We start from the raw sequence: 22,901 nt of genomic DNA on the forward strand, positions 1-22,901 counted from the left end.
TGCGTACCAGAGGTTTCCCTGAAAACCGAACGACTCCAGGGACTGGAAAAAATGAACACACCCATGATTATCGGCCGACAGACCTTCGATGGCCTCGGACGCCAGCTCACCGTGCAAACGGGCCCAAGCATTACCCAATATCACTACACCGAAGGCCAGATTCCTCCAGCCTCCAATACGCTCGCCGATGGTAAGCGAGTGACCTTCTCTTACGAGAAGGCGCTGAACAATCAATTGCTGGGTATCGCCGCCGAAGGTGAGGCAACGACACAGATAAGCCACCACCCCACTCACAGCCAGCCTTCAGTTGTCACGGGAGCACTGGGCACTCAAACCTTCAACTTCACAGCTACCGGCCAACCGGCCACCGATCGCTGGACCGTCGACGAAAACATCCACACCACCGCTTGGCGATACTCATTCGCAGGGCTGCTGCAAGGCTTCGACGATACTCAGGGAGCCGCTCACCGACGCCACCTGGATAGATTTGGCCGTGTGGAAAAGACCAGCGTCGATGCAACCGACACCAGCTACACCTACGACGCACTCTCACGTCCAATCACGCTCAGCGTCAGCGATTCGGACGGAAAAACCCTGACCACCTCCATTACCTACGATGACGCGGGGCGCGAGCATACCCGCACCTTCACCGTCATCCAGCCTGGTACGCCTAAGGATGATGCCAGCGGTCAGCACACCCTACGCACCTTCACCCAGACGCTTGAGTACTCGGCACTGGATCAGGTCACTGCTCGCCACTGGAACGATGGCAGCCAACGAGGCACGGAAACGTTCGAATACGACGTGCGCGACCGGCTGGTGCGCTACACCGCCAACGCGCTCGCCGCGCCGCAAGACCCGTATGGCAATCGAATTGTCGAACAGTTCTTTACCTTCAATGCATTGAACGGCTACGAAAAAGTCATCAGCCACTTCGCCGACGGGAGTAGCGATGAGGCCCGCTTCAGCTACGCCAGTGACGATCCGGCCAGAGTGGTCAAAATCACTCATAGCCATGCGTCCTGGCCTGCACACATCAGCCTGATTCACGACGCCTGCGGTCGGGTCACCCACGATAGCCTCGGCCGCAACATGCAATGGGATACCCAGGGTCGACTCACTGAGCTGCGCACCCCGACCGGCACGTGCCAATACCGTTACGACCCCAGCGGTCGTCTCACGGATCGCGTGCTCGATGGCTCGCTGACGCGTGACCACTACAGCGCCGATCAACTCACCCACAAGCAGACCGGCCATGAGCACATTCAGCTGATTGGCGACATGGACGCCCTGTTCGGTCTGAGCAAAGTGACCGACGGCGTGCGTCGCTACATGCTGGTGGGCTCCGACGCCCAGGCCAGCACGCGCGTGGAGGTTGGCGAATCGATTCGCACACGCCGTTACACGGCTCACGGCGCAGATATCTCTTATCTCGACAGCAGCCCTTTCGGCTACACGGGCGAGCAGCGCGAGCCATTGTCCGGTTGGTACCTCCCCGGCGGCCACCGCGCCTATGACCCGGTGTTGATGTGCTTTTTGGCACCCGACAGCGACAGCCCGTTTGGACCTGGCGGAATCAACCCGTACGCCTGGTGCGGCGGCGACCCGGTCAACCGTGTCGATCCCGACGGACACAGCTGGGTCAGCTACGCGCTGGCGGGGCTCGGCATTGCGTTGGGCGCCGTGGCGCTGATTCCCGGTCTGCAGGCAGCCCTGCCCGCTGCGGGGGCCCTGTTCCATGCCGGAGCTGGGGCGCTGACCACAGCGCAGATCACAGCACTTGCCGTAGCGACGCTGGACATTGTCTCCCTGGCCACCGGCATTGCGAGCACAGCACTCGAAGCCACGGGACAGGATGGCACCGCGACCGGGATTCTAGGAGGAATCTCATTGGTGACAGGATTGACGGGCGCCGGGGTCGGGGCCAAGTTGCGAGGTCTGAGGCAGGCCAGTGCCAGACAGAGAACTCTGGATATAGAGCGTGGCTGGACAGGCCCTCAGGTCAAGCGCCTTGGCCGCTCCACCGAATTTCTCAAGGACTCTTCGGGGACAGTACACGTGGGCCTCATCGAAACCTATCAAGGTACCGGCCATGCCGCGCTGCTCACCCACGGAGACCCTCTGCGGGCATTACTGATGGGACCAGACGGCAAGGTTACCCGGGCGGCTGATCTGGCCAGAGACTTCATCGCGCCTCAGCTCAAAAGCGTTGACCAGACAGGCCATTCATTCGTCTTGTTGTCCTGTTGGGGAGCCAAAAATGGTGCGGCAGTCGAGGTTGCCAGGGAACTGGGGCGCCCTGTACAGGCGTTCAGTCAGAAAACATTCGTCAAAGGCTTCGCCAATCTTCAAACCTCCCGCAACGCAGCCAATATTCCGACCGAAACCGTTCCGTTCCTGGAACGCTTGCGTGCTACACGGAACCCGTTCACGGCCTGGAAGACGACTTATCGAGAGGCCAAGCCAACCTTTTTCTTCCCGGACGGTACGACCATCAAACTTTGATGACGACCTCCTGGATAAAACTTCCAAGGATTGGAAAAATGAACGCACCCATGATGATCGGCCGACAGACCTTCGATGGCCTGGGCCGCCAGCTATCCGTAGAAGCCACAGGCCGTACCACCCGCTACCACTACACTGAGGGGCAACTTCCGCCTACAGCGAACACTCTGGCCGACGGCAGGCGCGTCGAGTTCACCTACGAGAAGATGCTGAACAACCAGTTACTCAGCGTCACGCCTCAGGGAGAGCCCGCACATATCCTCACTTACCATCCATTGGGCATGCCCGCTTCGGCAAGCGGAGCGCTTGGCACCGAGTCGTTCGGTTTCACGACCGCAGGTCAACCCAGCCAGGACACCTGGTGCGTCGACAACATGCTGCACGACACCCACTGGCACTATTCGCTGAATGACTTGTTACTGACATTTGTCGACCCTGAAGGTACGTTGCACCAGCGTCATCTGGACGCCCATGGCCGTGTCGAGCAGACGCACGCTGGCAACGTGCACACGCGCTATCGCTATGACGGGCTGTCGCGCCTGATCAGCATTCTGGTAGAGGACATCCAACAGCGCCGGACAGTGACCACTTCACTGACCTACGACACCTTGGGCCGCGAGCACACTCGCACATTCGAAACCGTCACCCTTGATGAAAATGGCGACGCAGCCACCCGTACTATCCTGCAAACCCTGAGCTACTCGGCATTGGATCAGGTGGCTTCGCGCACCTGGACCGAGGGGGCGGATCAAGGCAAAGAAACGTTCGAATACGACATCCGGGGCCGATTGACAGGGTACTCCGCCAGCGCCCTTGTCGCTCCCGGCGATCCATTCGGCAACCGTATCGCCCGCCAACATTTCACCTTCAATGCGCTCAATGGCCATACCAAGGTCGTGACCACCTACACCGACAACAGCGTTGACGAAGCGCGCTATTTCTACGCCATTGAAAACCCCACGCAGGTCGTGAAGGTTACCCACACGCACAAATCCTGGCCGTCGCAGACTACCTTGACTTACGACGCCTGCGGTCGGGTCATCAGCGACAGTCTGGGCCGCAGCATGGTCTGGAATGCCCAGAATCGCCTGGTTGAAGTCAAACACGGCGAAAGAATGTGCCAATACGGGTACACCGCTCACGGTCGGCTTGCAGACCGCACTGTCGACGGCATCCTGACCCGCAGTTTCTTCAGCGGCGAGGAACTGACCCACGACCGGACCGGCACTGACAGCCTGCAGTACCACTCGGATAAGCATGGTCTGTTCGCCATCAGCAAGCTCACTGACGGGATACGCCAAACCACCTTGCTGGGTGCAGATGCCCAAGGCAGTGTGCGCCTTGAAACCGACAGCACGGTGCGCCCCCGTCGCTACAGCGCGTATGGCGTCGAACATCATCACGACGAACATGTGCCGTTCGGCTATGCAGGCCAACGCAGCGAGCCGCTGACTGGCTGGCAGATCCTCGGCGATTACCGCCCCTATGACCCGGTACTGATGTGTTTTCTCAGCCCCGACAGCGAAAGCCCGTTCGCAAGCGGCGGGATTAATCCGTATGCCTACTGCGCAGGGGATCCGGTCAATCGTATCGATCCTGACGGGCATAGTTGGCTGAATTATGCGCTAGCTGGCCTCGGGCTGGCTCTCAGCGCCGCAGCGTTGATCGCAAGTCTGGGTGCTGCCTCAACCATCATGGCAGCAGGTGCCTACATTGGATGGAGTGCGCTCACTCCCAGCGCAATGATGATTGTGGGCTGCGCAGCGTTGGACATCGTATCTTTTGGGACCGGCGTGGCAGCGTTGGGCATGGAGATCGCAGGCGCGGACGAACATACCACCGACATTCTGGGGTGGATTTCGTTTGCAACAGGTCTGGGAGCCAGCGTTCTGGGCGGCCTTGCCAGCAAATCAGCGAAAGCGGCAAACCTTCGTCCTACCAAAGCCATACGCATGGAAGGGGACGCAGAGATCATTTCCGAGAAAGGCATGTACTTCCACAAAACGCTTTGGGATAACCAGGTAGGCTTTCAAACCCATGGCGGCGCTGATGGAACGCTGATGAATGCACGAGGCGTTCAGGAATCCGCAGCAAACGTTGCCAGACGCGAAATAGCCCCACGATTGAAGCATTATCCCAAAGATCAGGAGCTCGTCCTGATCGCCTGCCAGGGAGGCACCAGCGGAGCGGCGCAGGAAGTCGCTAACGTCCTGAGACGGCCGGTCAGGGGCTATGACGAAGTCATATACGCGACGGGACCCGGCTGGATGGGCAAAACGGGAAGCTACTGGACTCCTGACGGTATTACCACAACCACACCGCTGCACAGGAGCCCTGAGCTCAAGCATTTGAAAGGCTTCCATGGACCGACACTCTATTCGAGTGGGCCTGACTATGTACCGGCTACATTCAAAACGTACTATCCCGCCTGATCCGAACGCCTCGGGAAGGCATCAGACGCACCTGTGCTGCTGATACAACCGTTCGGCGCACCCTGTCCCGTTAGACGTATGTTTAACCCTGCGGCAGGGTGTCGCGCCGTCGCTCACGCGGTATACTGCCGCGCCTTTTTCCTGCCGCTGCCTGAGCGGTAGCCGAGCCGAAGGCCGTTTACGTGGAAGTCGAAAGCCTCTTGCGAAAACAGCCCCAAACATGTTCCCGCCTATCAGAGGAGCGCGCTTCATGACCGTGATCAAGCAAGACGACCTGATCCAGAGCGTCGCCGACGCCCTGCAGTTCATTTCCTATTACCACCCCGTGGACTTCATCCAGGCCATGCACGAGGCCTACCTGCGTGAAGAATCGCCGGCCGCCCGCGACTCCATGGCCCAGATCCTGATCAACTCGCGCATGTGCGCCACCGGCCATCGGCCGATCTGCCAGGACACCGGTATCGTCACCGTCTTCGTACGCGTGGGCATGGACGTGCGCTGGGACGGCGCCACCATGAGCCTGGACGACATGATCAACGAAGGCGTGCGCCGCGCCTACAACCTGCCGGAAAACGTCCTGCGCGCCTCGATCCTCGCCGACCCGGCCGGCGCTCGCAAGAACACCAAGGACAACACTCCAGCGGTCATCCACTACTCCATCGTGCCGGGTAACACCGTTGAAGTGGACGTGGCGGCCAAGGGCGGCGGTTCGGAAAACAAATCGAAGATGGCGATGCTCAACCCGTCCGACTCGATCGTCGACTGGGTCCTGAAAACCGTGCCGACCATGGGCGCCGGCTGGTGCCCGCCTGGCATGCTGGGCATCGGCATCGGCGGCACCGCCGAGAAGGCCGCGGTCATGGCCAAGGAAGTGTTGATGGAGTCCATCGACATCCACGAGCTCAAGGCGCGCGGCCCGTCCAACCGCCTGGAAGAAATGCGTCTGGAGCTGTTCGAGAAGGTCAACCAGCTGGGCATCGGCGCCCAGGGCTTGGGCGGCCTGACCACCGTGCTCGACGTCAAGATCATGGATTACCCGACCCACGCCGCCTCGCTGCCGGTCTGCATGATCCCCAACTGCGCTGCCACCCGTCACGCCCACTTCGTGCTCGACGGCTCCGGCCCTGCGTCGCTGGAAGCGCCACCTTTGGACGCCTACCCGGAAATCGTCTGGGAAGCCGGTCCGTCGGCCCGTCGCGTCAACCTCGACACCCTGACCCCGGAAGAAGTGCAGAGCTGGAAGCCGGGCGAAACCGTCCTGCTCAACGGCAAGATGCTCACCGGCCGCGACGCTGCGCACAAGCGCATGGTCGAGATGCTGAACAAGGGCGAAACCCTGCCGGTGGATCTCAAAGGCCGCTTCATCTACTACGTCGGCCCGGTCGATCCGGTCGGTGACGAAGTGGTTGGCCCGGCTGGCCCGACCACTGCCACGCGCATGGACAAGTTCACCCGTCAGATCCTTGAGCAAACCGGCCTGCTGGGCATGATCGGCAAATCCGAGCGCGGCCCGACCGCCATCGACGCGATCAAGGACAGCAAGGCTGTCTACCTGATGGCCGTCGGCGGCGCTGCGTATCTGGTGGCTCAGGCGATCAAGAAATCGCAAGTGCTGGCATTCCCTGAACTGGGCATGGAAGCGATCTACGAGTTCGAAGTCAAAGACATGCCGGTCACCGTTGCGGTCGACAGCAAGGGCGAGTCGGTACACATCACCGGTCCTGCCATCTGGCAGAAGAAGATCAGTGACAGCCTGGCGGTGGAAGTGCAGTAAGCACTCCCATTGCCTGATGTGAAAAAGCCCGGCCTGCGTGCCGGGCTTTTTCATGGGCCACGTTCGCTGAAACCGAACACGTTCTTTTTCCGGCCCACGTTCGATCCGTCGTCCAGCAAGGGCAAGCCGGCCTCTGCCCGCCGGGCATTGACCTCTTCGGCGGTGTCGTTTTCGTCTTCCGCGATGCTGTACCAGCCCACGTACGTCGTGCGGCGCAGCCAGCCCTTGGCGGTCCAGGTCTCAGTGGGGCGCCCCAGAGGGTCGTGGAACTGCTTGTCGTGGTACCAGTGTTCGCGCACCGAGCTGTCGTCGACATAACCGTGGCTGTTGGTGAAATAAGGCCGATAGACCCTGATCGCCAGGCCCTTGTTGTTGTATTCCACCCGCTCGCTGACTCGCCAGCGCGGGTCGGCCGCAACCTCACGCAATTTGCCGTCCTCGAACGACAGTTTTGAATCGACCACCTCATAAGCCAGCCCCGGCTCGACCAGTTGACGGGTTTGTAGGGTTCGGCCAAAACCGTCCACCGAGGTGAGCATTTTGCGTAACTGCCGCTCGGGATCATCCGGGTAGCGGTCCCATTGCAGGGTCAGGCTGTGAACCGGAACCTTGTGGTTCATCCAGCTGAAGGCGTCGTAATGGATGGCCGTGGCGTAGGGGATCGAGGACGGTGAGTTCAGCGCCTGTTCGGGCGTCTCATTGAACAGTTGCACGTCTTCCAGCGAGCCGAACCCCACCGGCTCGCCCAGTTCAGTGCCGTAGAAACTGGTCATGCACATGACGCCAAAACCATCGTAGAGCGCTTCCTGGCTGTTCTGGTTGGGATCGATGATCCTGAGCGGCTGCAGGCTGTAGTAGCTGAAGCTTGCCGAGGTTCTGCAACCATCCGGGGCTGTCATCGCACGGACCATCAGACTGTAGGCGTCGTATTCCACCAGGCTCAGACCATGGCTTGAGGTCGGTCGGAAAGCGTCGACGCGATAAAAGTCGCTGGCCCCTGCGTAGGTGTTGAATCCCCGCTTCACTGACCAAAGGATGCGCGAGGGTTCTTCCGGCAACACACAGGCCATGCGCTGATAGCCCAATTCGAGCAGTTTAGCGGTCAGTTCATCAGGGGTCATGACCCGGTCATAAGCCGTCAGCGCATGCTCGTCGAGCTCGGCCAGCTCCAGCGCATCGGGCAGCGCCTGAAAGGTGGCCTCGCCCTCCCCGGCGCCCACATAGCGCTGCCTGGTCAATGCCGTCAGCGTGCGCGGCAGCGAGGCGAACCAGCCCTGCGGATCACTGAATGCTTCATGGCTGATGTCCTCGGCGTCGATATCGGCTGCCTCGGCCATCATCGCGTTGGCCCGGTTCAGGTAAGGCAGGCCCAGGCGCCAGGTCTGCGCGGTATCCAGATGGATCGCCTGGGCGCGGGTTTCCGTGAAGTAATAGCGTTGCTGGGCCTCATCATGGGCCGCGCGCCACCAACGCTGCTGGTGCTCGTCGTCAAAAGGCGGCGGATCAGCCGGCGTTTTGCGCCTTGCATAATTCACGTTTGCACCATGGGTCAGCACGCCGTAGTCGTCCCAGTTCAGATTGATCATACGTTGGCACATCGGATCGTCAGCCTGGCCTTCGTACTGATAACTGATCGACTCCAGCGGCAAAGCCAGCAGGCGCGCGTGAGGTTGCCCGGCGCCTGCGGGCTGAAGCTGGCGCACCCGATAGCGCGAACTCTGCACCGAATACGGCACCGGGTTCGGCACTTGTCCCTCAAGCCCGAACACCTCGACACGCAGCACCGAGCCTGCCAGGGCGCGGGCCATTTCCTGCAGGTCCTGTTCGCCTGGATTGACGATCGGTTGATCGCGACCGTCGACGTAAGTACTCAACAAGTCTGGCCCCAACGCCACCGCCTGGCTGTCGCTGTGGTTGAAACCCGTCGCAGCGCGCGCTGGATAACGCCCGGTGTGATACCAGGTCTTGCTGAGCACTGGCGCGGTGAAGCCTTCCGCCGCGCGGCTGGGGTCCATGGCCTCGCTGTCGGTCTGGCAAACCAGGCCGAAGCCGCGAAACTCCCGTTCACGGCCGTCGTAGTAACCCTGCCGGTAAGAAAAAAGCTGGGTGAATCGATTGCCGGTCACCTCATCGAGCTGGGTCTGCCGGCTCACCACGTGCAGCGCGAACGGCACGCCCGCCTCGGGCACCTCGCCGGCGTCCAGCCGCTCGCGTTTTTCGTCCAGCCACTCCTGTGCAGAGCTGCGGTAAGTAACCGTGCCCGACGCGCCCATATTGTTGTTGGTTTCATGCAGCAGATAGGGTTTGGCGTCGGGGTGATCGTAGCGCCAGTGCCGGGGCGCCATATGCGGCACGCTCAGCACCAGGCTGGAACAGCCAAGGCCGCGCAGATCGGCCATGCTGACCTGGCACAGCGCGTCATAATGCACGCCTTGCGGCCACAGCCGTTTGACTGGTTCGGCCAGGGCGCGGCCCGACTGGTTCATGAACAAAAGAAAGCCATCGGACTGCAGGTACACCAGATCCACCGCGCCGGAGCCATCCATGTCGGCCAGGCGCACCCGCGCGGCGTCGAATTCCTCATAAGCAAAGGGCAGCGCCGCGAAGCGGAAGCCCTTGCCGAAGCGGCCCCGGCCCAGATTCGCCCAGACGCGGATCTCGTCATGGCGAATCCTGAGCAGCTGTTGTTGGCCGCTGCCAAGAATGTCGCCAAACGCGACCAGCTCCGACGGGCTGTCGCTGAGCATCGGCAGGCGATCGCCCTCTTCGTCGTGCTCGACATCGTGGCCGGGGGCAAAGCCTGCCGTGCGTTCGCTGGCATAGAGGCGAACGCAGCGCGGACCAATCAGGGCGAAGTCGGACAGCCCGCCGCCGACCAGATCGGCCATCTGCCCGCGCGCATTGAAGAACTCGGCAGGAAACGCCGAGAATGGCGCAAAACTTGACCAACTGCGGTCCGGGTTGAGGGTGAAATAGCCGGCCATTGCCGGCTGCGCGACGATCCAGTTCAGCCGCCCGTCGCCTGTCAGATCGGCCAGCGACTGTTGCACGCCTGTGTTTGAATCGGCAGCCGGCACGCCCGGCAGCAACTGCCAGGGGCCGTACCTGACCGCATTCATATCCTCGGCCTGGGCATCGCGCAACGGCTCTCGGTACAGCCAGCCCTTGTCATCGCGATACAGCACGCCGGGCAGCCCTTCTCCGTACAGGTCCACCAATTGATAACCCTGGCCATCGTCCAGCCCGGGCATCGCCTCGAACGCCTTGAACGCGCCTTGCTCGACGTCGAAATCCTGATAAGCGAACGCCACCGGCGGGCGACGCTGGATGGACCGGGACGCGTCAGCCGACCAGGCCAGGCTCTCGACAGACGTCAGCACCTTGCCGCTGCTGGGCAGATCGCTGTAGTGGAACTTGAGCGCCGCGATCAGCATGGGTTCGGCGGAACCGAACTCGTCGGGAAAGTGATGAAACATGATGGCGTAATGGACGAAACGCAGATTGCCCAGCTCGAACCCGTAGGCGAACGAGGCGTGAAAATCGGCGCGCCCTTCCCAGACCCTGTCTTCGCCGTAGGCCAGGTGATCGGAGTGCCCGTCCCGCTCGCCATAGTCGAACAACAAGTCGAAATGCCACTGCAGCCCAGGCAGCGTATCGGGCTGCCACAGGTAAAGATCGGCGCAGGCAGTGAAATTGCCGTAACGCACTTTCGATAGATAACGCTGAGCCAGGAAGTTGCGCCCGGGACGCGGGTCAGTCGCTGCTGTCAGCCCGGCAAGGTCCTCCAGCTTATACTCGTACAGGATGTGTTCGCCCAGCGGGTTGACGCTTTCCTCCAGCAGCCATTCGGCGACGCGATCCGGGGCCTGCGGGTCGGCCAGCCGCGCCGCCGGCCTGCGGCCGAAGATGCTTAAGCCCCCGTCGGCATCGTGAATCAGCCAGAAGCCTTGAGGATCGCCAGCGTGGCGCCAGTGCTCAAGCCGCGCGAAGGCGCCCTCCAGCCGGGCGAAGTAGCGAATGACCTGATACGGCCTGTCCAGTTGCAGATCGCCGTACTGCACCACTGTGGTTTCGACGACCCGGCCTTGAGCATCACGCTCGGCCATCCACACGCCGCCGTCGGGGCCGACGATCAGATCATCGTCAGTGAACGAGGGCACGCCCTTGGACGCCTGCCGCGCCACGCTGGGCAGGCTCAGGCTCCAGCCCAGGCCGAACAGCCCGTTGCCGACCGTACTCTGATAATTGAGCGACAGCGCTGGCGCATAGCCGCGCCCGACGGTGATGGGCAGCGGGATGTTCAGCGAGGCAGCGCCGGTCGCGCCGACGGCCCCCCAGCCCTTGCCGATGCTTTGAATGGCGCCCCCACCCTTGGGCAGCGAGGGCGCGGCGATCCCGACGGTTTGCTCCTGATCGGCCATGATCGTGCTCTCCAGTCCCTTGAACACTGGCGTTGCACGATGGGAGGGCGATCACAGCATTCGATGCGCCGAGTCGCGATCAACGCCTCGATGCTTTGAGTCTAGAAACCTCTGAGCGGCGCGATTAGAACGTATCGCGATAGCGGCCAGCGCTGGCCGTCATGTCGCGGCATTGCGCACCAGACTCAAGGGTGTGGCACTCACCCGGTGCTGGCTCAGGTAACGCATGCAGCTGACCCGCAGGAACGAGGCGAAATTGACCACTTCGCCTCGGTAATCCATCACTTCTTCATACAGTTTGCTGATCAGCTGATTGGTGGTGATGCCATCGTGCGAAGCGATCTCGGCCAGGATGTCCCAGAACTGGTTTTCCAAACGCAAGGTTGTCACCACGCCGCAGATACGCAACGAGCGCGAGCGGGACTCGTAGAGGATGGGGTCGGCTTTTACGTAGAGCTCGCACATGGCAACACCTCGCCTTACAAAATGATCTGAGTACCGAGCAATTTCAGGAACGCCGCCAGCCACGCCGGATGCGCAGGCCACGCCGGGCCGGTCACCAGATTGCCGTCGGTGTGGGCCTGGTCCATGCCGATCTCCACATACTCGCCACCGGCCAGCCGCACTTCAGGGGCGCAGGCAGGATAGGCACTGAGCGACTTGCCCTTGAGCACGCCGGTTTCGGCCAGCAGTTGCGGGCCGTGGCAAACGGCGGCGATGGGCTTGTTGTCCCGGCCGAATTCGCGCACCAATTCAAGGACTCGCGTATTGAGCCGCAGGTATTCAGGAGAGCGCCCGCCCGGCACCAGCAATGCGTCGTAATCGGCGGATTTGACGCTGTCGAAATCGAAGTTCAGGCCGAAATTATGGCCGCGCTTTTCGCTGTAGGTCTGATCACCTTCGAAGTCGTGAATGGCGGTTCGGATAACATCGCCCTTCTTCTTGCCGGGGCAGACCGCGTGCACCGTGTGCCCGACCATTTGCAGCGCCTGGAACGGCACCATCACTTCGTAATCTTCGACGTAGTCGCCGACCAGCATGAGAATCTTCTTGGCAGCCATGCTCTATTCCCCCTGAAAACGCGATGCGCGATGGCATGCAGTATTTGGCCAACCCGGTGTGGGTGGGTAACAGCCTAGTACTACAGGCGCACGGCGGGACTGGCCGCTGGTCGACTGCCCGGAGCCCGGGCGAACAGGCGTTCTAGGCTTTGTGAGAGAACCGACACGGATGTCATGCCGATGAGCCTTCATACCCACACTCCGCAGTTGCAGGTGATCGAACCTCGCGCCTTGCGCGCCCGAGAGGTCGCCTGGTGCTGCGCCGAGGAGGGGGGCGAAATCCGCGAGCAGGTCACCCGCCATCTCCATGATGTATCGGGACGCCCGCTGGCCGACTGGGATCCGCGTCTGTGGGCGGCGGGGCTGCCTGCCAACACCACGGTGGTTCGCGCGTTGTCAGGGCGAGTATTGCGCCATGACAGCGTCGATGCCGGATGGCGCTCGACGTTGCCCGGCGCCGACGGTCAGCGGCTGGAAATACGCGATGGCCGAGGCAGTTTCAGCCTCATCGAACATGACCCTCTCCTGCGCCCCGTCTGCGTGAGCGAATCGCTGGCAGGCCAACCGCTTGCCGTCGTCGAGCGCTATGCCTACGCCACTGCATCCGATGCCCTGGCGCTGCACAATCAATGCGGCCGGTTGATCCGTCATGACGATCCGGCAGGCACGCTGATGTATACCGACTATGGCCTGCTCGGCGCGGCCCTGCTCGAACATCGGCGTTTTCTGAACGATGCGCTGACCGTTGACTGGCCGCTGGATGTCACCGGGCGTGACGCCATGCTCGAACCCGGCGAAGGCCACACGACCACTTTCACCTTTGATGCAACTGCCCAGCCTGTGACGCAGGTCGACGCCACGGGCAATCGGGTCATGCATGGCTATGACGTCACCGGCCTGTCTGCGGCAGTCCACCTGCAATCCAGTGGCAGCCAGCGCATTCGAGCGTTGGTCAGCCAGATCCGCTACAGCGCTGAAGGCCAGATCGTAAGCGAAAAGCTGGGCAACGGAATCGTCAGCGAAACCGCCTATGAACCCGAGACCCGCCGCTTGAAACGAATCACGGCGCAACGACCCGGCGGCGCTTTACTTCAGGATTTGCACTACCAGTACGACGCCGTGGGCAACGTGGTCGAAATCGAAGACAAGGCGCAGCCGACCCGCTTCTTTGCCAACCAGAAAATCGAACCAATCAATCGTTATCGCTACGACAGTCTGTCCCGATTAATCGAGGCGACAGGCCGTGAAGTGTCGACCGGTGCAAGCCACGGACCTGATTTGCCCGATTTGCAGAACCTGCCGCCCGATCCCGAGCGACTCGGCAATTACACCCAGACCTACCAGTACGACGCTGGCGGCAATCTGCTGCAATTGCGTCATGCCGGCACTCAGTCGTTCACCCGCAACCTGCTCGTCGCGCCCAATAGCAATCGCAGCCTGCAGGACGATGACGCCGACTTCGAGAAGGGATTCGACGCCAACGGCAACCTGCAACAACTGCTGCGCGGACAGTCCTTGAGCTGGGACCTGAGAAATCAAATGAGCCGCGTCACCACGGTGCAACATCAGGACGGCAGCGACGATGACGAAATCTACCTCTACGACAGTGGGTGTCAGCGGTGTCGCAAACTAAGCCACGCACGCAGTCAGGCAAGAACGCTTGTCAGAGAAGTGCGCTATTTGCCAGGGCTGGAAATGCGCAGCGAGCCCGATGGAGAGTTGTTGTCTGTGTGCTCGGTCCAAGCGGGGCTAAGCAGCGTGCGCATCCTGCACTGGGAGCAAGGCAAACCGGCAGGCATTGAAAACGATCAGGTGCGCTACAGCCTGAACGATCATCTGGGCTCGAGTATGCTGGAGCTTGATGACGCGGGCTTATTGATCAGTCAGGAACTGTATTACCCGTTCGGCGGTACCTCGTGGTGGGCGGCACGCAGTGCAGTCGAGGCGAATTACAAGACCGTTCGTTACTCGAGCAAGGAGCGGGATGCGACGGGGCTTTATTACTACGGGTTCAGGTATTACGCGCCGTGGTTGATGCGGTGGGTGAGTCCCGACTCGGTAAGCGTTTTGGATGGTCTGAATGTATATGTGATGACACGGAATAACCCGGTTTCTCGCTTTGATAGGGACGGTGCCGACAGCTGGGATATCGTGCGCAGAAACTTCCTCTCCCCTGTTCGTGTTCGCACCATTGCTCCTGGCATCATCAGTGTCAGTATCACAGGCGATAATGCGCTATTCCAGCGCCTTGGATTCGAACTTGAACGAGAAACCGCACGGCCCAGAGTGCTGCATTACTTGTCTATTGACACCCGAATTTACTCGCCGAAAATGTCGGGCGGCGACAGTCTATTGCCTCTCGGATCGGCCACGGGAGAAGAAATCAATCGCACCAGTCGCAGTGATAATCCACCCGTTGCTTACATTAATGGCGGTTATTTCAATATGGGGGGAAGTATGAGGGGCTCCTCCATCCCACACGCATCGGTTGGGAGAAACAGCATTGACAACGAGGAAAAGCCATTCGCCCCACCTCCCCGAGACTATGAGGATGAGTACGTACAAATGACCCTGCCTGATGGCTCATTCATTCAGACTGCCCCACAGTTAACGACAAGAGGTATACCCCAATTTACAAGGCACAAAGCGCAACATCCGGATTTTCACTATACGCCCCGCCAGACGGACAAGGTCGGTCAGTTGGGCCATATGGGAGACCCTAATGCACGCTCCGGAATTAGCCTGCCAGAACACGACAGCAACAGAACCAGAATCGCAGTGGGTCTCAATCAGGGAAGAAACATGCTGCTGAAAATATTGGAGCCGGGTTTTACTGGCGTGGAATGGACCTGGGTGATGGCGCGTATCGATCACTTGAACCCTCGAGAGGGCGAGTTAAATATGCCTCTGGCGTCTTCGTACAACCTGGATGGTGGAGACTCTTCAAGCTTGGGTGCTCTCGACTCGGCACTCAGGCATTTACTTCAGGTTACCGCCAGTTCAGGGAGAGCAAGACCGATCGCCAACTTCATCTCATTTCATAAAAGACAATAAAAGCCTTCCAGGCCCTATCCCCGACGATCCAGCGCATTGACCACCAACCGATCCACCCACCCCCACACACGCTGCTTGACCCGCTGCCACAGCGGTCGCGCCTGCCAGTCCTTGAGGCTGACCTCGCTGCTGAGCAGAAAATCGCGTTCGAAGCTTTCAGTCACCGCCTGCGTCAACCCAGGATCGATCGCCTCAAGGTTGGCTTCCAGGTTGAAGCGCAGGTTCCAATGGTCGAAGTTGCACGAGCCGATGCTCACCCAGTCATCCACCAGCACCATTTTCAGGTGAAGGAAGCAGGGCTGGTATTCGAAGATTTTCACCCCGGCCTTGAGCAGGCGCGGGTAGTAGCGGTGGCCGGCGTAGCGCACTGAAGGGTGGTCGGTGCGCGGGCCGGTGAGCAGCAGGCGCACGTCGATGCCGCGGGAAGCGGCGCGACGCAGGGCACGGCGGACTTTCCAGGTGGGCAGGAAATACGGCGTGGCTAGCCAGATGCGTTTCTTGCCGGTGTACAGCGCGTGAATCAGCGATTGCAGAATGTCGCGATGCTGCCGTGAGTCGGCGTAGGCCACTCGGCCAAAACCCTGGCCGCTGACCGGCGCCTTGGGCAAACGCGGCAGGCCGAAGTTTTCAGCGGGGCGCCAGGCGCGACGGCGGGCGTTGGCGTGGAACTGCCGGTCGAACAGCGCCTGCCAGTCGAGCACCAGCGGCCCGCGGATTTCCACCATGACCTCGTGCCACTCGCTGGTGTCCTGATCGGGGCGCCAGAATTCGTCGGTCACGCCGGTGCCGCCGACCACCGCCAGCTGCTTGTCCACCAGCAGCAGTTTGCGATGGTCGCGGTAGAAATTACGGATGCCGCGGCGCCAGTGCACGCGGTTGTAAAAGCGCAGGATCACCCCGGCTTCGGTCAGCCGATTGCGCAGGCTCAAGGTGAAGGCCAGCGAACCGAAATCATCGAACAGGCAACGCACGATCACGCCGCGCCGAGCCGCATTGACCAGCGCCTGCACCACCGCTTCGGCGCAGGCCCCCGCCTCCACCAGATACAACTCGAGCTCGACCTGCTGCTGCGCGCCGTCGATGGCGGCGAGCATGCGCGGGAAGAATGCGGGCCCGTCCACCAGCAGGTTGAAGTGGTTGTCGTCACGCCACGGAAAGATCGCGCCGCGCATGGTCAGCGCGCCGTGAAGATGAGTACGGCGCCCACCGGCACCGAAAACCCGATGGCAGAGAGCCCCGCGACCTTGCGCAAGTCATCGAGCCCCGGCAGCAGGCCGAAATCCTCGGCGTGCAGCACCAGCGGCTCGAGGGTCACCACCTGAAAGCGTCGATCATCCAGGCGCGTGGCCAACAGCTCGGCACTGTAGCTCTGGGACTGGCCATGCATCTGCACCTTGAGCGGCAGGCGCAACTCCAGTTGCGCACCGGGGGCCAGCGCGTTGATCGGGCGCATGTCCAGCTGCGCGGTGATGCGCGCTTCGGGGAATTGCTTGATGTCGAACAACTGCCTGCGCATGCGCTCGTCACGCAGCGGAATGCCGGTGCTCACCGACTCCATTTCCACTTCCAGCTCAGCCACGCCCTTGGTGTCGACCTTGCCGTGCAGATTGAGAAAACGATGGACCTCGGAAATATCGGCGTTCTTGGTCGAGATGAACGACAGCCGCGAGGACTCGTTATCCAGGTACCAGTTCGCCTGGGCAGGCAGCGCCAGCAGGGCGAGCGAAGCCAGCAACAGGAGGTTGAGAATGGGCATGCGAACTCCAGATGCGCGGTTGAGCCAACCTTATCCGGCAGTCAGACCACAGGCAATTGGCGATGTTCGCGATCACGACGCTGGCGATATCAACCGGCACCCCTGTCGCACACCCTGCCACTGCGCGCTGCTCTCGCGGCCCATGCCGGTGGCCGTGACGCGCTTGTCGGTCGGGCTTTCGCTCAGGGTGCTGGGCAGCCACTGCTTGACATAGCTGTGGCAGTACTCGGCCGGGTTGTTCGTCACGAACCGGCAGGAGCAGTACTCCTTGGCGGTGTAGGCGCTGATGATGGTGGGAAACGCCTGCAACTGGACGCGCCAGACCCAGATCACGGCGATCAGAGAGAGCAGAATCAGGATGCCCAGGCTGCTGAACGGTCGACGGCGGATGACGCTCTTGCGCGTAGTCATTGGGCGCCCTCCCCGGCCACGGCTTTCAACGCCAGCTTGAGCAACCGGTTGTGATCGTAGGTGCCGTCGCGATCATCGGCGTAGCGCACGATCACAAGGTTTGCGCTGGGGATCACGTACAGCGCCTGGCCCCAGTGGCCGAGCCCGGCGAAGGTGTCCGGCGGTGCGTCGGGCCACGGGCCGGGGCCGCCCTGGGTTTTGTTCAGCCACCAATGGCCGCCGGGGGCCTCGTTGGTGGGCGTCTGTGAGGTAAACGGCGTGAGGTTGAAATCCACCCAGGCTGCGGGCAGCAACTGGCGATCCTGCCAGACGCCGTGGCGCGCCATCAGCAGGCCGATGCGCGCCAGGTCCCGGGCGGTCATGTAGGCGTAGGAAGAACCGACGAAGGTGCCTGTGGCGTCGGTTTCCCAGACCGCGCTCTTGATGCCCAGCGGGTCGAACAAGGCCGTCCACGGGTAATCGGCGTAGGCCTTGTCGCCGACCATGCCGCGCAAGGCGGCGGCCAGCGTGGTGCTGTCGCCGCTGGAATAGCGGTAGGAGGTACCCGGCGCACTGGCCACGCCATGTTCGGCGGTGAAGCGCGCCATGTCGTCGCGGCCGCGGGTGTAGAGCATCGCCACGACCGATGAATTGAGCGGTGCGTATTCGTAGTCTTCCTGCCAGTCCAGGCCCGAGGCCCAGTGCAGCAAGTCCTCGATCCTGATGTTCGGGTGGACACTGAACGGTGCGTAGAACTTCGCCACCGGATCGTCCAGCCGGAAACGCCCTTCGCCGAACGCCACGCCCAGCACTGTCGCCAGAATGCTTTTGCTGATCGACCAAGTCAGGTGCGGCGTCTGCGCCGTGGTGACCCCGGCATAACGTTCGTAGACCACTTCGCCGTTGTGAACGATCAGCAGCGCATCGGTGCGCACGCCCTGACGCTGCTGCTCGTCGCGGGACGGGAAGGCGTAGGTTTCAAGGTCTCTGAGCGCGGGGCCCGGGGTCAGCGAATGGACTGGCCATTGATCGTCCGGCCAGGTTTGCGCAGCGGCCGAAGCGGCGATCAGAAACAGTGCAAGCGTCAACAGAAGACGTGACGACAACCGATGGCTCATGAACGGATCTCAAGGAGTAATCGAAGCACTCTAGCTCCAATACATGACCATCAGAGGAATCCGTTCACCTGTAGGAGCGAATTCATTCGCGAAAGATGTGAAAGACGCTGGAAATGTATTGGTTGCACCGCCCATTCGCGAATGAATTCGCTCCTACAGGGAAGAGTCGCGGTGGCATTGAGACCTCCCGGATCCCTGTCACGCAACCATCACCAAAGCTTAATGGTCGTGACATCGGCCCTGCCTAGCCTGAATTCGTACAGCAATGCATCGAATAATCAGTCGACCGGCCTGGACGAAGGCTGGCCCACGGAGACGCCACATGACTCAGATCGCCAGTATTCGAGACACCCGCTCCGAACGCCGTCTGCAGGCCGAGCGCCTGGTCGGCTCGCAAGCCTTGCAGGAAGCACAGGCTTTGCGTTTCAGCGTATTCAGCGGCGAATTCAACGCCAAGCTCAAAGGCGCCGAACTGGGCCTGGACATCGACGATTACGATGTTCACTGCATGCACATCGGCGTGCGCGATCTGAACAGCGGCCGCCTGGTGGCCACCACTCGCCTGCTGGACCACAAGGCCGCCAACACCCTGGGCCGTTTCTACAGCGAAGAAGAATTCAGCCTGCACGGCCTGGGCCATCTGCAAGGCCCGATCCTGGAACTGGGCCGCACCTGCGTCGACCCGGCCTACCGCAACGGCGGCACCATCGCGGTGCTGTGGAGCGAACTGGCCGAAGTACTCAACGAAGGCGGCTACAGCTACCTGATGGGCTGCGCCAGCATTCCGATGCAGGACGGCGGCATCCAGGCCCATGCGATCATGCAGCGCCTGCGCGAGCGCTACCTGAGCACCGAGCACCTGCGCGCCGAGCCGAAGAACCCGCTGCCGACCCTGGACATCCCGAGCAACGTCATCTGCGAAATGCCGCCGCTGCTCAAGGCCTACATGCGCCTGGGCGCGAAGATCTGCGGCGAACCGTGCTGGGACGAAGACTTCCAGGTGGCCGACGTGTTCATCCTGCTCAAGCGCGACGAACTCTGCCCGCGCTACGCCCGCCACTTCAAGGCAGCCGTGTGATGAGCGCGCTGCGCAGTCATGCGCGCGTCATCCGTGTGTTGTGGGTCATCGGCCTGGGCCTGACCATTGCGGGGACCTTTGCGTTGATGGAACGTCTGCGCATCGGCGCGTCCATGGCCCGTCGCCAGCGCTGGACCAGCTGGTTCATGGCGCGCCTGACCGCCGCTCTGCCGTTTCGCGTCACCGTGCATGGCAAGCTGCCGACTCAGCCGATGCTGTGGGTCAGCAACCATGTGTCGTGGACTGACATCGCGATCCTCGGCAAGCTGGCGCCGCTGTCGTTTCTCTCCAAGGCGGAAGTGCGCACCTGGCCGGTCGCTGGCTGGCTGGCACTGAAAGCCGGCACCCTGTTCATCCGCCGCGGTTCGGGCGACAGCAAGCTGATCCAGAAACAAATGGGCCAGCACCTGACCGGTAATCACTCGCTGGTGATCTTCCCTGAGGGCACCACCACCGATGGCCGCAGCCTGCGCACCTTCCACGGCCGCCTGCTGTCCAGCGCCATCGATACCGGCGTGCCGGTGCAGCCGGTAGCGATCCAGTACCTGCGTGAGGGCAAGCCCGATCAGATCGCGCCGTTCATTGGTGACGATGATCTGCTCTCGCACCTGCGCCGCTTGTTCGCCAACGACGTCAGCGACGTGCACATCCATCTGCTGCAGCCGATCGCCACTCAGGGCAAGGAACGCGCGGCACTGGCGTTCGAAGCGCAGCAAGCGGTGAAAGTGGCCCTGTTCGGTGAAAGCGAAGCGGCTCAGCCCGTCGAAGCCCGCCCCGCTGCCTCTGCCAAAGCCGCCTGAGCGAACGCCTGAAGCTCGGGATAGAACTCGCGGAAATCTTCGCTCAACGGCCGATAAAGCGCCTGCAGTTCCTGCATGGCGCCGGCCAGTCCCTCGGGGCGTGACAGGCGCCGTGCAATCCCGGCCAGCGCATTGCCCACCACTTCGAATTCCACGTACGAACCCAGCCAGTCCTGCGCCGCCATACGCGGCGCGATCAGCGCCAGGCGCTCAGGCAACTGTGGCTCATTGGCCAGCACGCGGTAGACCTTGCCGGTGAAGGCATCCAGCGAGACATCCGAATACTGCTGCCAGTCCCGCGCCAGACAGTGATCGAAAAACACATCCAGCACGATGCCCGCATAGCGCCTGCGCTCGGCGGGAAAACGGCCCATGGCCTGCTTGATGACAGGATGCGCATCAGTGAAGACATCGATGCGCCGGTGCAAGCGGATCGCCTCCTCGATGTCCGCAGGAAAGCGCCCCGGCAGCAGGCCTTTGACGAAATCGCCGTAGAGGCTGCCGAGCAGTTGTGCAGGCGTCTGACCGCCGAGATGGAGGTGTGCGAGATAATTCATGTGGGCAATGTAGCAGACCCGGGAAATCTGGCCATATCGATATAACCCGATATACCGATTCGTCCCATGCTTAGCATCCATTCATATTTGTGTATCGCGATTTATCGATATAAGGTTCGTCCCATCGCGATATACCGCTACACGCCGATTGAGAACGACATGCAAATCGACCTCGACGAAATCATAAAAGCCCTGGCCCACCCGGTTCGCCGGCAGATCCTCGCTTGGCTGAAAGAACCCGCCACCTGCTTCCCCGACCAGTATCACCCGCTGGATCTGGGCGTGTGTGCCGGGCAGATCGACCAACGGGCCGGGCTGTCGCAATCGACCGTGTCCTCGCACCTCGCCACGCTGCAACGGGCCGGGCTGATCATCAGCAAAAAGCATGGCCAGTGGCATTTTTTCAAACGCAACGAAGACGCCATTCAGGCGTTTTTGCAGGCACTGGGCGAACAACTCTAGCCCGATTTCCAGGACCAATTTGTGTCAGCGCGGCGATGCCGGGCTGGCTGCCGTTACCAACTGATCATCGAGAATCAGCGCACCGGCGTTTGCTTGAAAAGACTGCGGATTCACCCTGTAGATTTCATTGAGGATATCCCCGATGACCACGATTTTTGACCCGATCAAGATCGGCGACCTGGAGCTGGCCAACCGCATCATCATGGCCCCGCTGACCCGCTGCCGCGCCGACGAAGGCCGTGTGCCGAACGCGATGATGGCCGAGTACTACGTGCAGCGCGCCTCGGCTGGCCTGATCATCAGCGAAGCAACTTCCGTCACGCCGATGGGCGTGGGCTACCCGGACACCCCCGGCATCTGGTCCAACGATCAGGTGCGTGGCTGGAGCAATGTCACCAAGGCCGTTCACGGCGCAGGCGGCAAGATCGTCCTGCAACTGTGGCACGTGGGCCGGGTGTCTCACCCGATGTACCTGAACGGCGAGGCGCCGGTTGCGCCGAGTGCGATCAAACCCAAAGGCCACGTGAGCCTGGTGCGCCCGCAAGCCGAATACCCGACGCCGCGCGCGCTGGAATTGGGCGAGATCGAAGAGATCGTCGAGGCCTACCGCACCGGTGCCGAAAACGCCAAGGCCGCCGGCTTCGACGGCGTGGAGATTCATGGCGCCAACGGTTACCTGCTCGATCAATTCCTGCAATCGAGCACCAACCAACGCACCGACGCCTACGGCGGCTCGCTGGAAAACCGCGCGCGGTTGTTGCTGGAAGTCACCGATGCGGCCATCGAAGTCTGGGGCGCAGGCCGCGTGGGCGTGCACCTGGCACCGCGTGCCGATTCCCACGACATGGGCGACGATAACCTGGCCGAGACCTTCACCTACGTGGCGCGCGAACTGGGCAAACGCGGCGTGGCCTTCATCTGCGCTCGTGAGCGTGAGCTGGATGACAGCCTGAGTCCGCGTCTGAAAGAGGCGTTTGGCGGGGTGTTCATCGCCAATGAGAAATTCACCAAAGCCTCGGCCAATGCCTGGCTGGCCAGCGGCAAGGCCGATGCGGTGGCGTTCGGCGTGCCGTTCATTGCCAACCCCGATCTGCCTGCGCGGCTGGCGAAGGATGCACCGTTGAACGAGGCGCATCCGGAGACGTTTTATGGGAAGGGGGCGGTGGGGTATCTGGATTATCCTGCGCTTTGAGCTGATACGACTTTGTCGGCGGGTGGTGCGCTTTTGGGTGCACACCCGTTTTAGGCGGTGAGGCTGCTCTTGTGAGTTCTTCCTAACGTCAGACCTGTTTCGACTTCGTCGAGTTACTTGGAAAAGACCCCCAAGTAACCAAGGGGTCTTGCTCCTGGTTGGGCCCCTCCTTCGTCGGGGTACCTTCATTCCGGTCCCGCTCCGTGGGCCCGGCGCGAATGGGCCATCCATGGCCCCGCGCCTCGCGCGGCATCCTGCCGCTTGGCCCACTCCGCGAGACCTCCATTCAGCCTGCACCCAA

General features: G+C 61.6%; 16 protein-coding genes. 8 read left to right on the forward strand and 8 right to left on the reverse strand.

The window, feature by feature from the left end:
* Positions 1–51: 51 nt before the first annotated feature.
* From AC1MEK_RS04685 to AC1MEK_RS04695, 3 genes are all read left to right on the forward strand, one after another.
* A complete protein-coding gene (locus AC1MEK_RS04685) occupies positions 52–2,505 on the forward strand; it encodes an RHS repeat-associated core domain-containing protein (protein WP_480395091.1) in 2,454 nt (817 codons plus the stop codon).
* A 38-nt stretch (positions 2,506–2,543) separates the two neighbouring features.
* Positions 2,544–4,937, forward strand: a complete 2,394-nt coding sequence (locus AC1MEK_RS04690; RefSeq protein WP_480395092.1) for an RHS repeat domain-containing protein — start codon at positions 2,544–2,546, stop codon at positions 4,935–4,937.
* Between the two features lie 250 nt (positions 4,938–5,187).
* Entirely contained in the window at positions 5,188–6,711 is a 1,524-nt protein-coding gene (locus AC1MEK_RS04695; RefSeq protein WP_480395093.1) for a fumarate hydratase, read from the forward strand.
* Positions 6,712–6,761: 50 nt separating this feature from the next.
* Here the strand turns inward: AC1MEK_RS04695 and AC1MEK_RS04700 are convergent, their stop codons facing one another.
* The 3 genes from AC1MEK_RS04700 to AC1MEK_RS04710 form a co-directional block, all read right to left on the reverse strand.
* On the reverse strand, positions 6,762–11,132 hold the full coding sequence (locus AC1MEK_RS04700) for a SpvB/TcaC N-terminal domain-containing protein (protein WP_480395094.1): 4,371 nt from the start codon (positions 11,130–11,132) through the stop codon (positions 6,762–6,764).
* Positions 11,133–11,291: 159 nt separating this feature from the next.
* Entirely contained in the window at positions 11,292–11,597 is a 306-nt protein-coding gene (locus AC1MEK_RS04705) for a ribbon-helix-helix domain-containing protein (protein WP_480395095.1), read from the reverse strand.
* A 14-nt stretch (positions 11,598–11,611) separates the two neighbouring features.
* Positions 11,612–12,193 (reverse strand): DJ-1/PfpI family protein, encoded by a 582-nt coding sequence (locus AC1MEK_RS04710; RefSeq protein ID WP_480395096.1) that lies wholly within the window; start codon positions 12,191–12,193, stop codon positions 11,612–11,614.
* Between the two features lie 180 nt (positions 12,194–12,373).
* Here AC1MEK_RS04710 and AC1MEK_RS04715 point away from each other — a divergent pair, with 180 nt between their 5' ends.
* Positions 12,374–15,247, forward strand: a complete 2,874-nt coding sequence (locus tag AC1MEK_RS04715) for an RHS repeat domain-containing protein (RefSeq protein ID WP_480395097.1) — start codon at positions 12,374–12,376, stop codon at positions 15,245–15,247.
* A 14-nt stretch (positions 15,248–15,261) separates the two neighbouring features.
* On the opposite strand, the gene AC1MEK_RS04720 is transcribed toward AC1MEK_RS04715, so the two are convergent.
* From AC1MEK_RS04720 to AC1MEK_RS04735, 4 genes are all read right to left on the reverse strand, one after another.
* Positions 15,262–16,419, reverse strand: a complete 1,158-nt coding sequence (locus AC1MEK_RS04720; RefSeq protein ID WP_480395098.1) for a phospholipase D-like domain-containing protein — start codon at positions 16,417–16,419, stop codon at positions 15,262–15,264.
* 2 nt (positions 16,420–16,421) lie between these two features.
* Complete coding sequence (locus AC1MEK_RS04725; protein WP_480395099.1) at positions 16,422–17,003, reverse strand: YceI family protein; 582 nt, start codon at positions 17,001–17,003, stop codon at positions 16,422–16,424.
* 72 nt (positions 17,004–17,075) lie between these two features.
* Positions 17,076–17,414 carry an amidase gene (locus AC1MEK_RS04730; RefSeq protein WP_480395100.1) on the reverse strand — a complete coding sequence of 113 codons (339 nt, stop codon included), beginning with the start codon at positions 17,412–17,414 and terminating at the stop codon, positions 17,076–17,078.
* Positions 17,411–18,511, reverse strand: a complete 1,101-nt coding sequence (locus tag AC1MEK_RS04735) for a serine hydrolase domain-containing protein (protein WP_480395101.1) — start codon at positions 18,509–18,511, stop codon at positions 17,411–17,413. Before AC1MEK_RS04735 ends, AC1MEK_RS04730 begins: the two co-directional genes overlap by 4 nt.
* Positions 18,512–18,833: 322 nt before the next feature.
* On the opposite strand from AC1MEK_RS04735, the gene olsB reads away from it, so the two are divergent.
* Both olsB and AC1MEK_RS04745 read left to right on the forward strand, forming a co-directional pair.
* Complete coding sequence (olsB, locus tag AC1MEK_RS04740) at positions 18,834–19,589, forward strand: L-ornithine N(alpha)-acyltransferase (protein WP_480395102.1); 756 nt, start codon at positions 18,834–18,836, stop codon at positions 19,587–19,589.
* Entirely contained in the window at positions 19,589–20,389 is an 801-nt protein-coding gene (locus AC1MEK_RS04745; protein WP_480395103.1) for a lysophospholipid acyltransferase family protein, read from the forward strand. The genes olsB and AC1MEK_RS04745 overlap by 1 nt, the downstream gene beginning before the upstream one ends.
* Here the strand turns inward: AC1MEK_RS04745 and AC1MEK_RS04750 are convergent.
* Positions 20,344–20,946: an acyl carrier protein phosphodiesterase gene (locus tag AC1MEK_RS04750; protein WP_480395104.1), complete on the reverse strand. Its 603-nt coding sequence runs from the start codon at positions 20,944–20,946 to the stop codon at positions 20,344–20,346. The two genes, AC1MEK_RS04745 and AC1MEK_RS04750, sit on opposite strands and share 46 nt — an antisense overlap.
* 159 nt (positions 20,947–21,105) lie before the next feature.
* Between AC1MEK_RS04750 and AC1MEK_RS04755 the strand changes: the two genes are divergently transcribed.
* The gene (locus AC1MEK_RS04755; protein ID WP_480395105.1) at positions 21,106–21,408 is read left to right on the forward strand and encodes an ArsR/SmtB family transcription factor; all 303 of its coding nucleotides are present in this window, start codon (positions 21,106–21,108) and stop codon (positions 21,406–21,408) included.
* Positions 21,409–21,550: 142 nt separating this feature from the next.
* A complete protein-coding gene (locus tag AC1MEK_RS04760) occupies positions 21,551–22,600 on the forward strand; it encodes an alkene reductase (RefSeq protein ID WP_480395106.1) in 1,050 nt (349 codons plus the stop codon).
* Positions 22,601–22,901 lie beyond the last annotated feature (301 nt).

The sequence above is a fragment of the Pseudomonas sp. 2 genome (assembly GCF_056627435.1).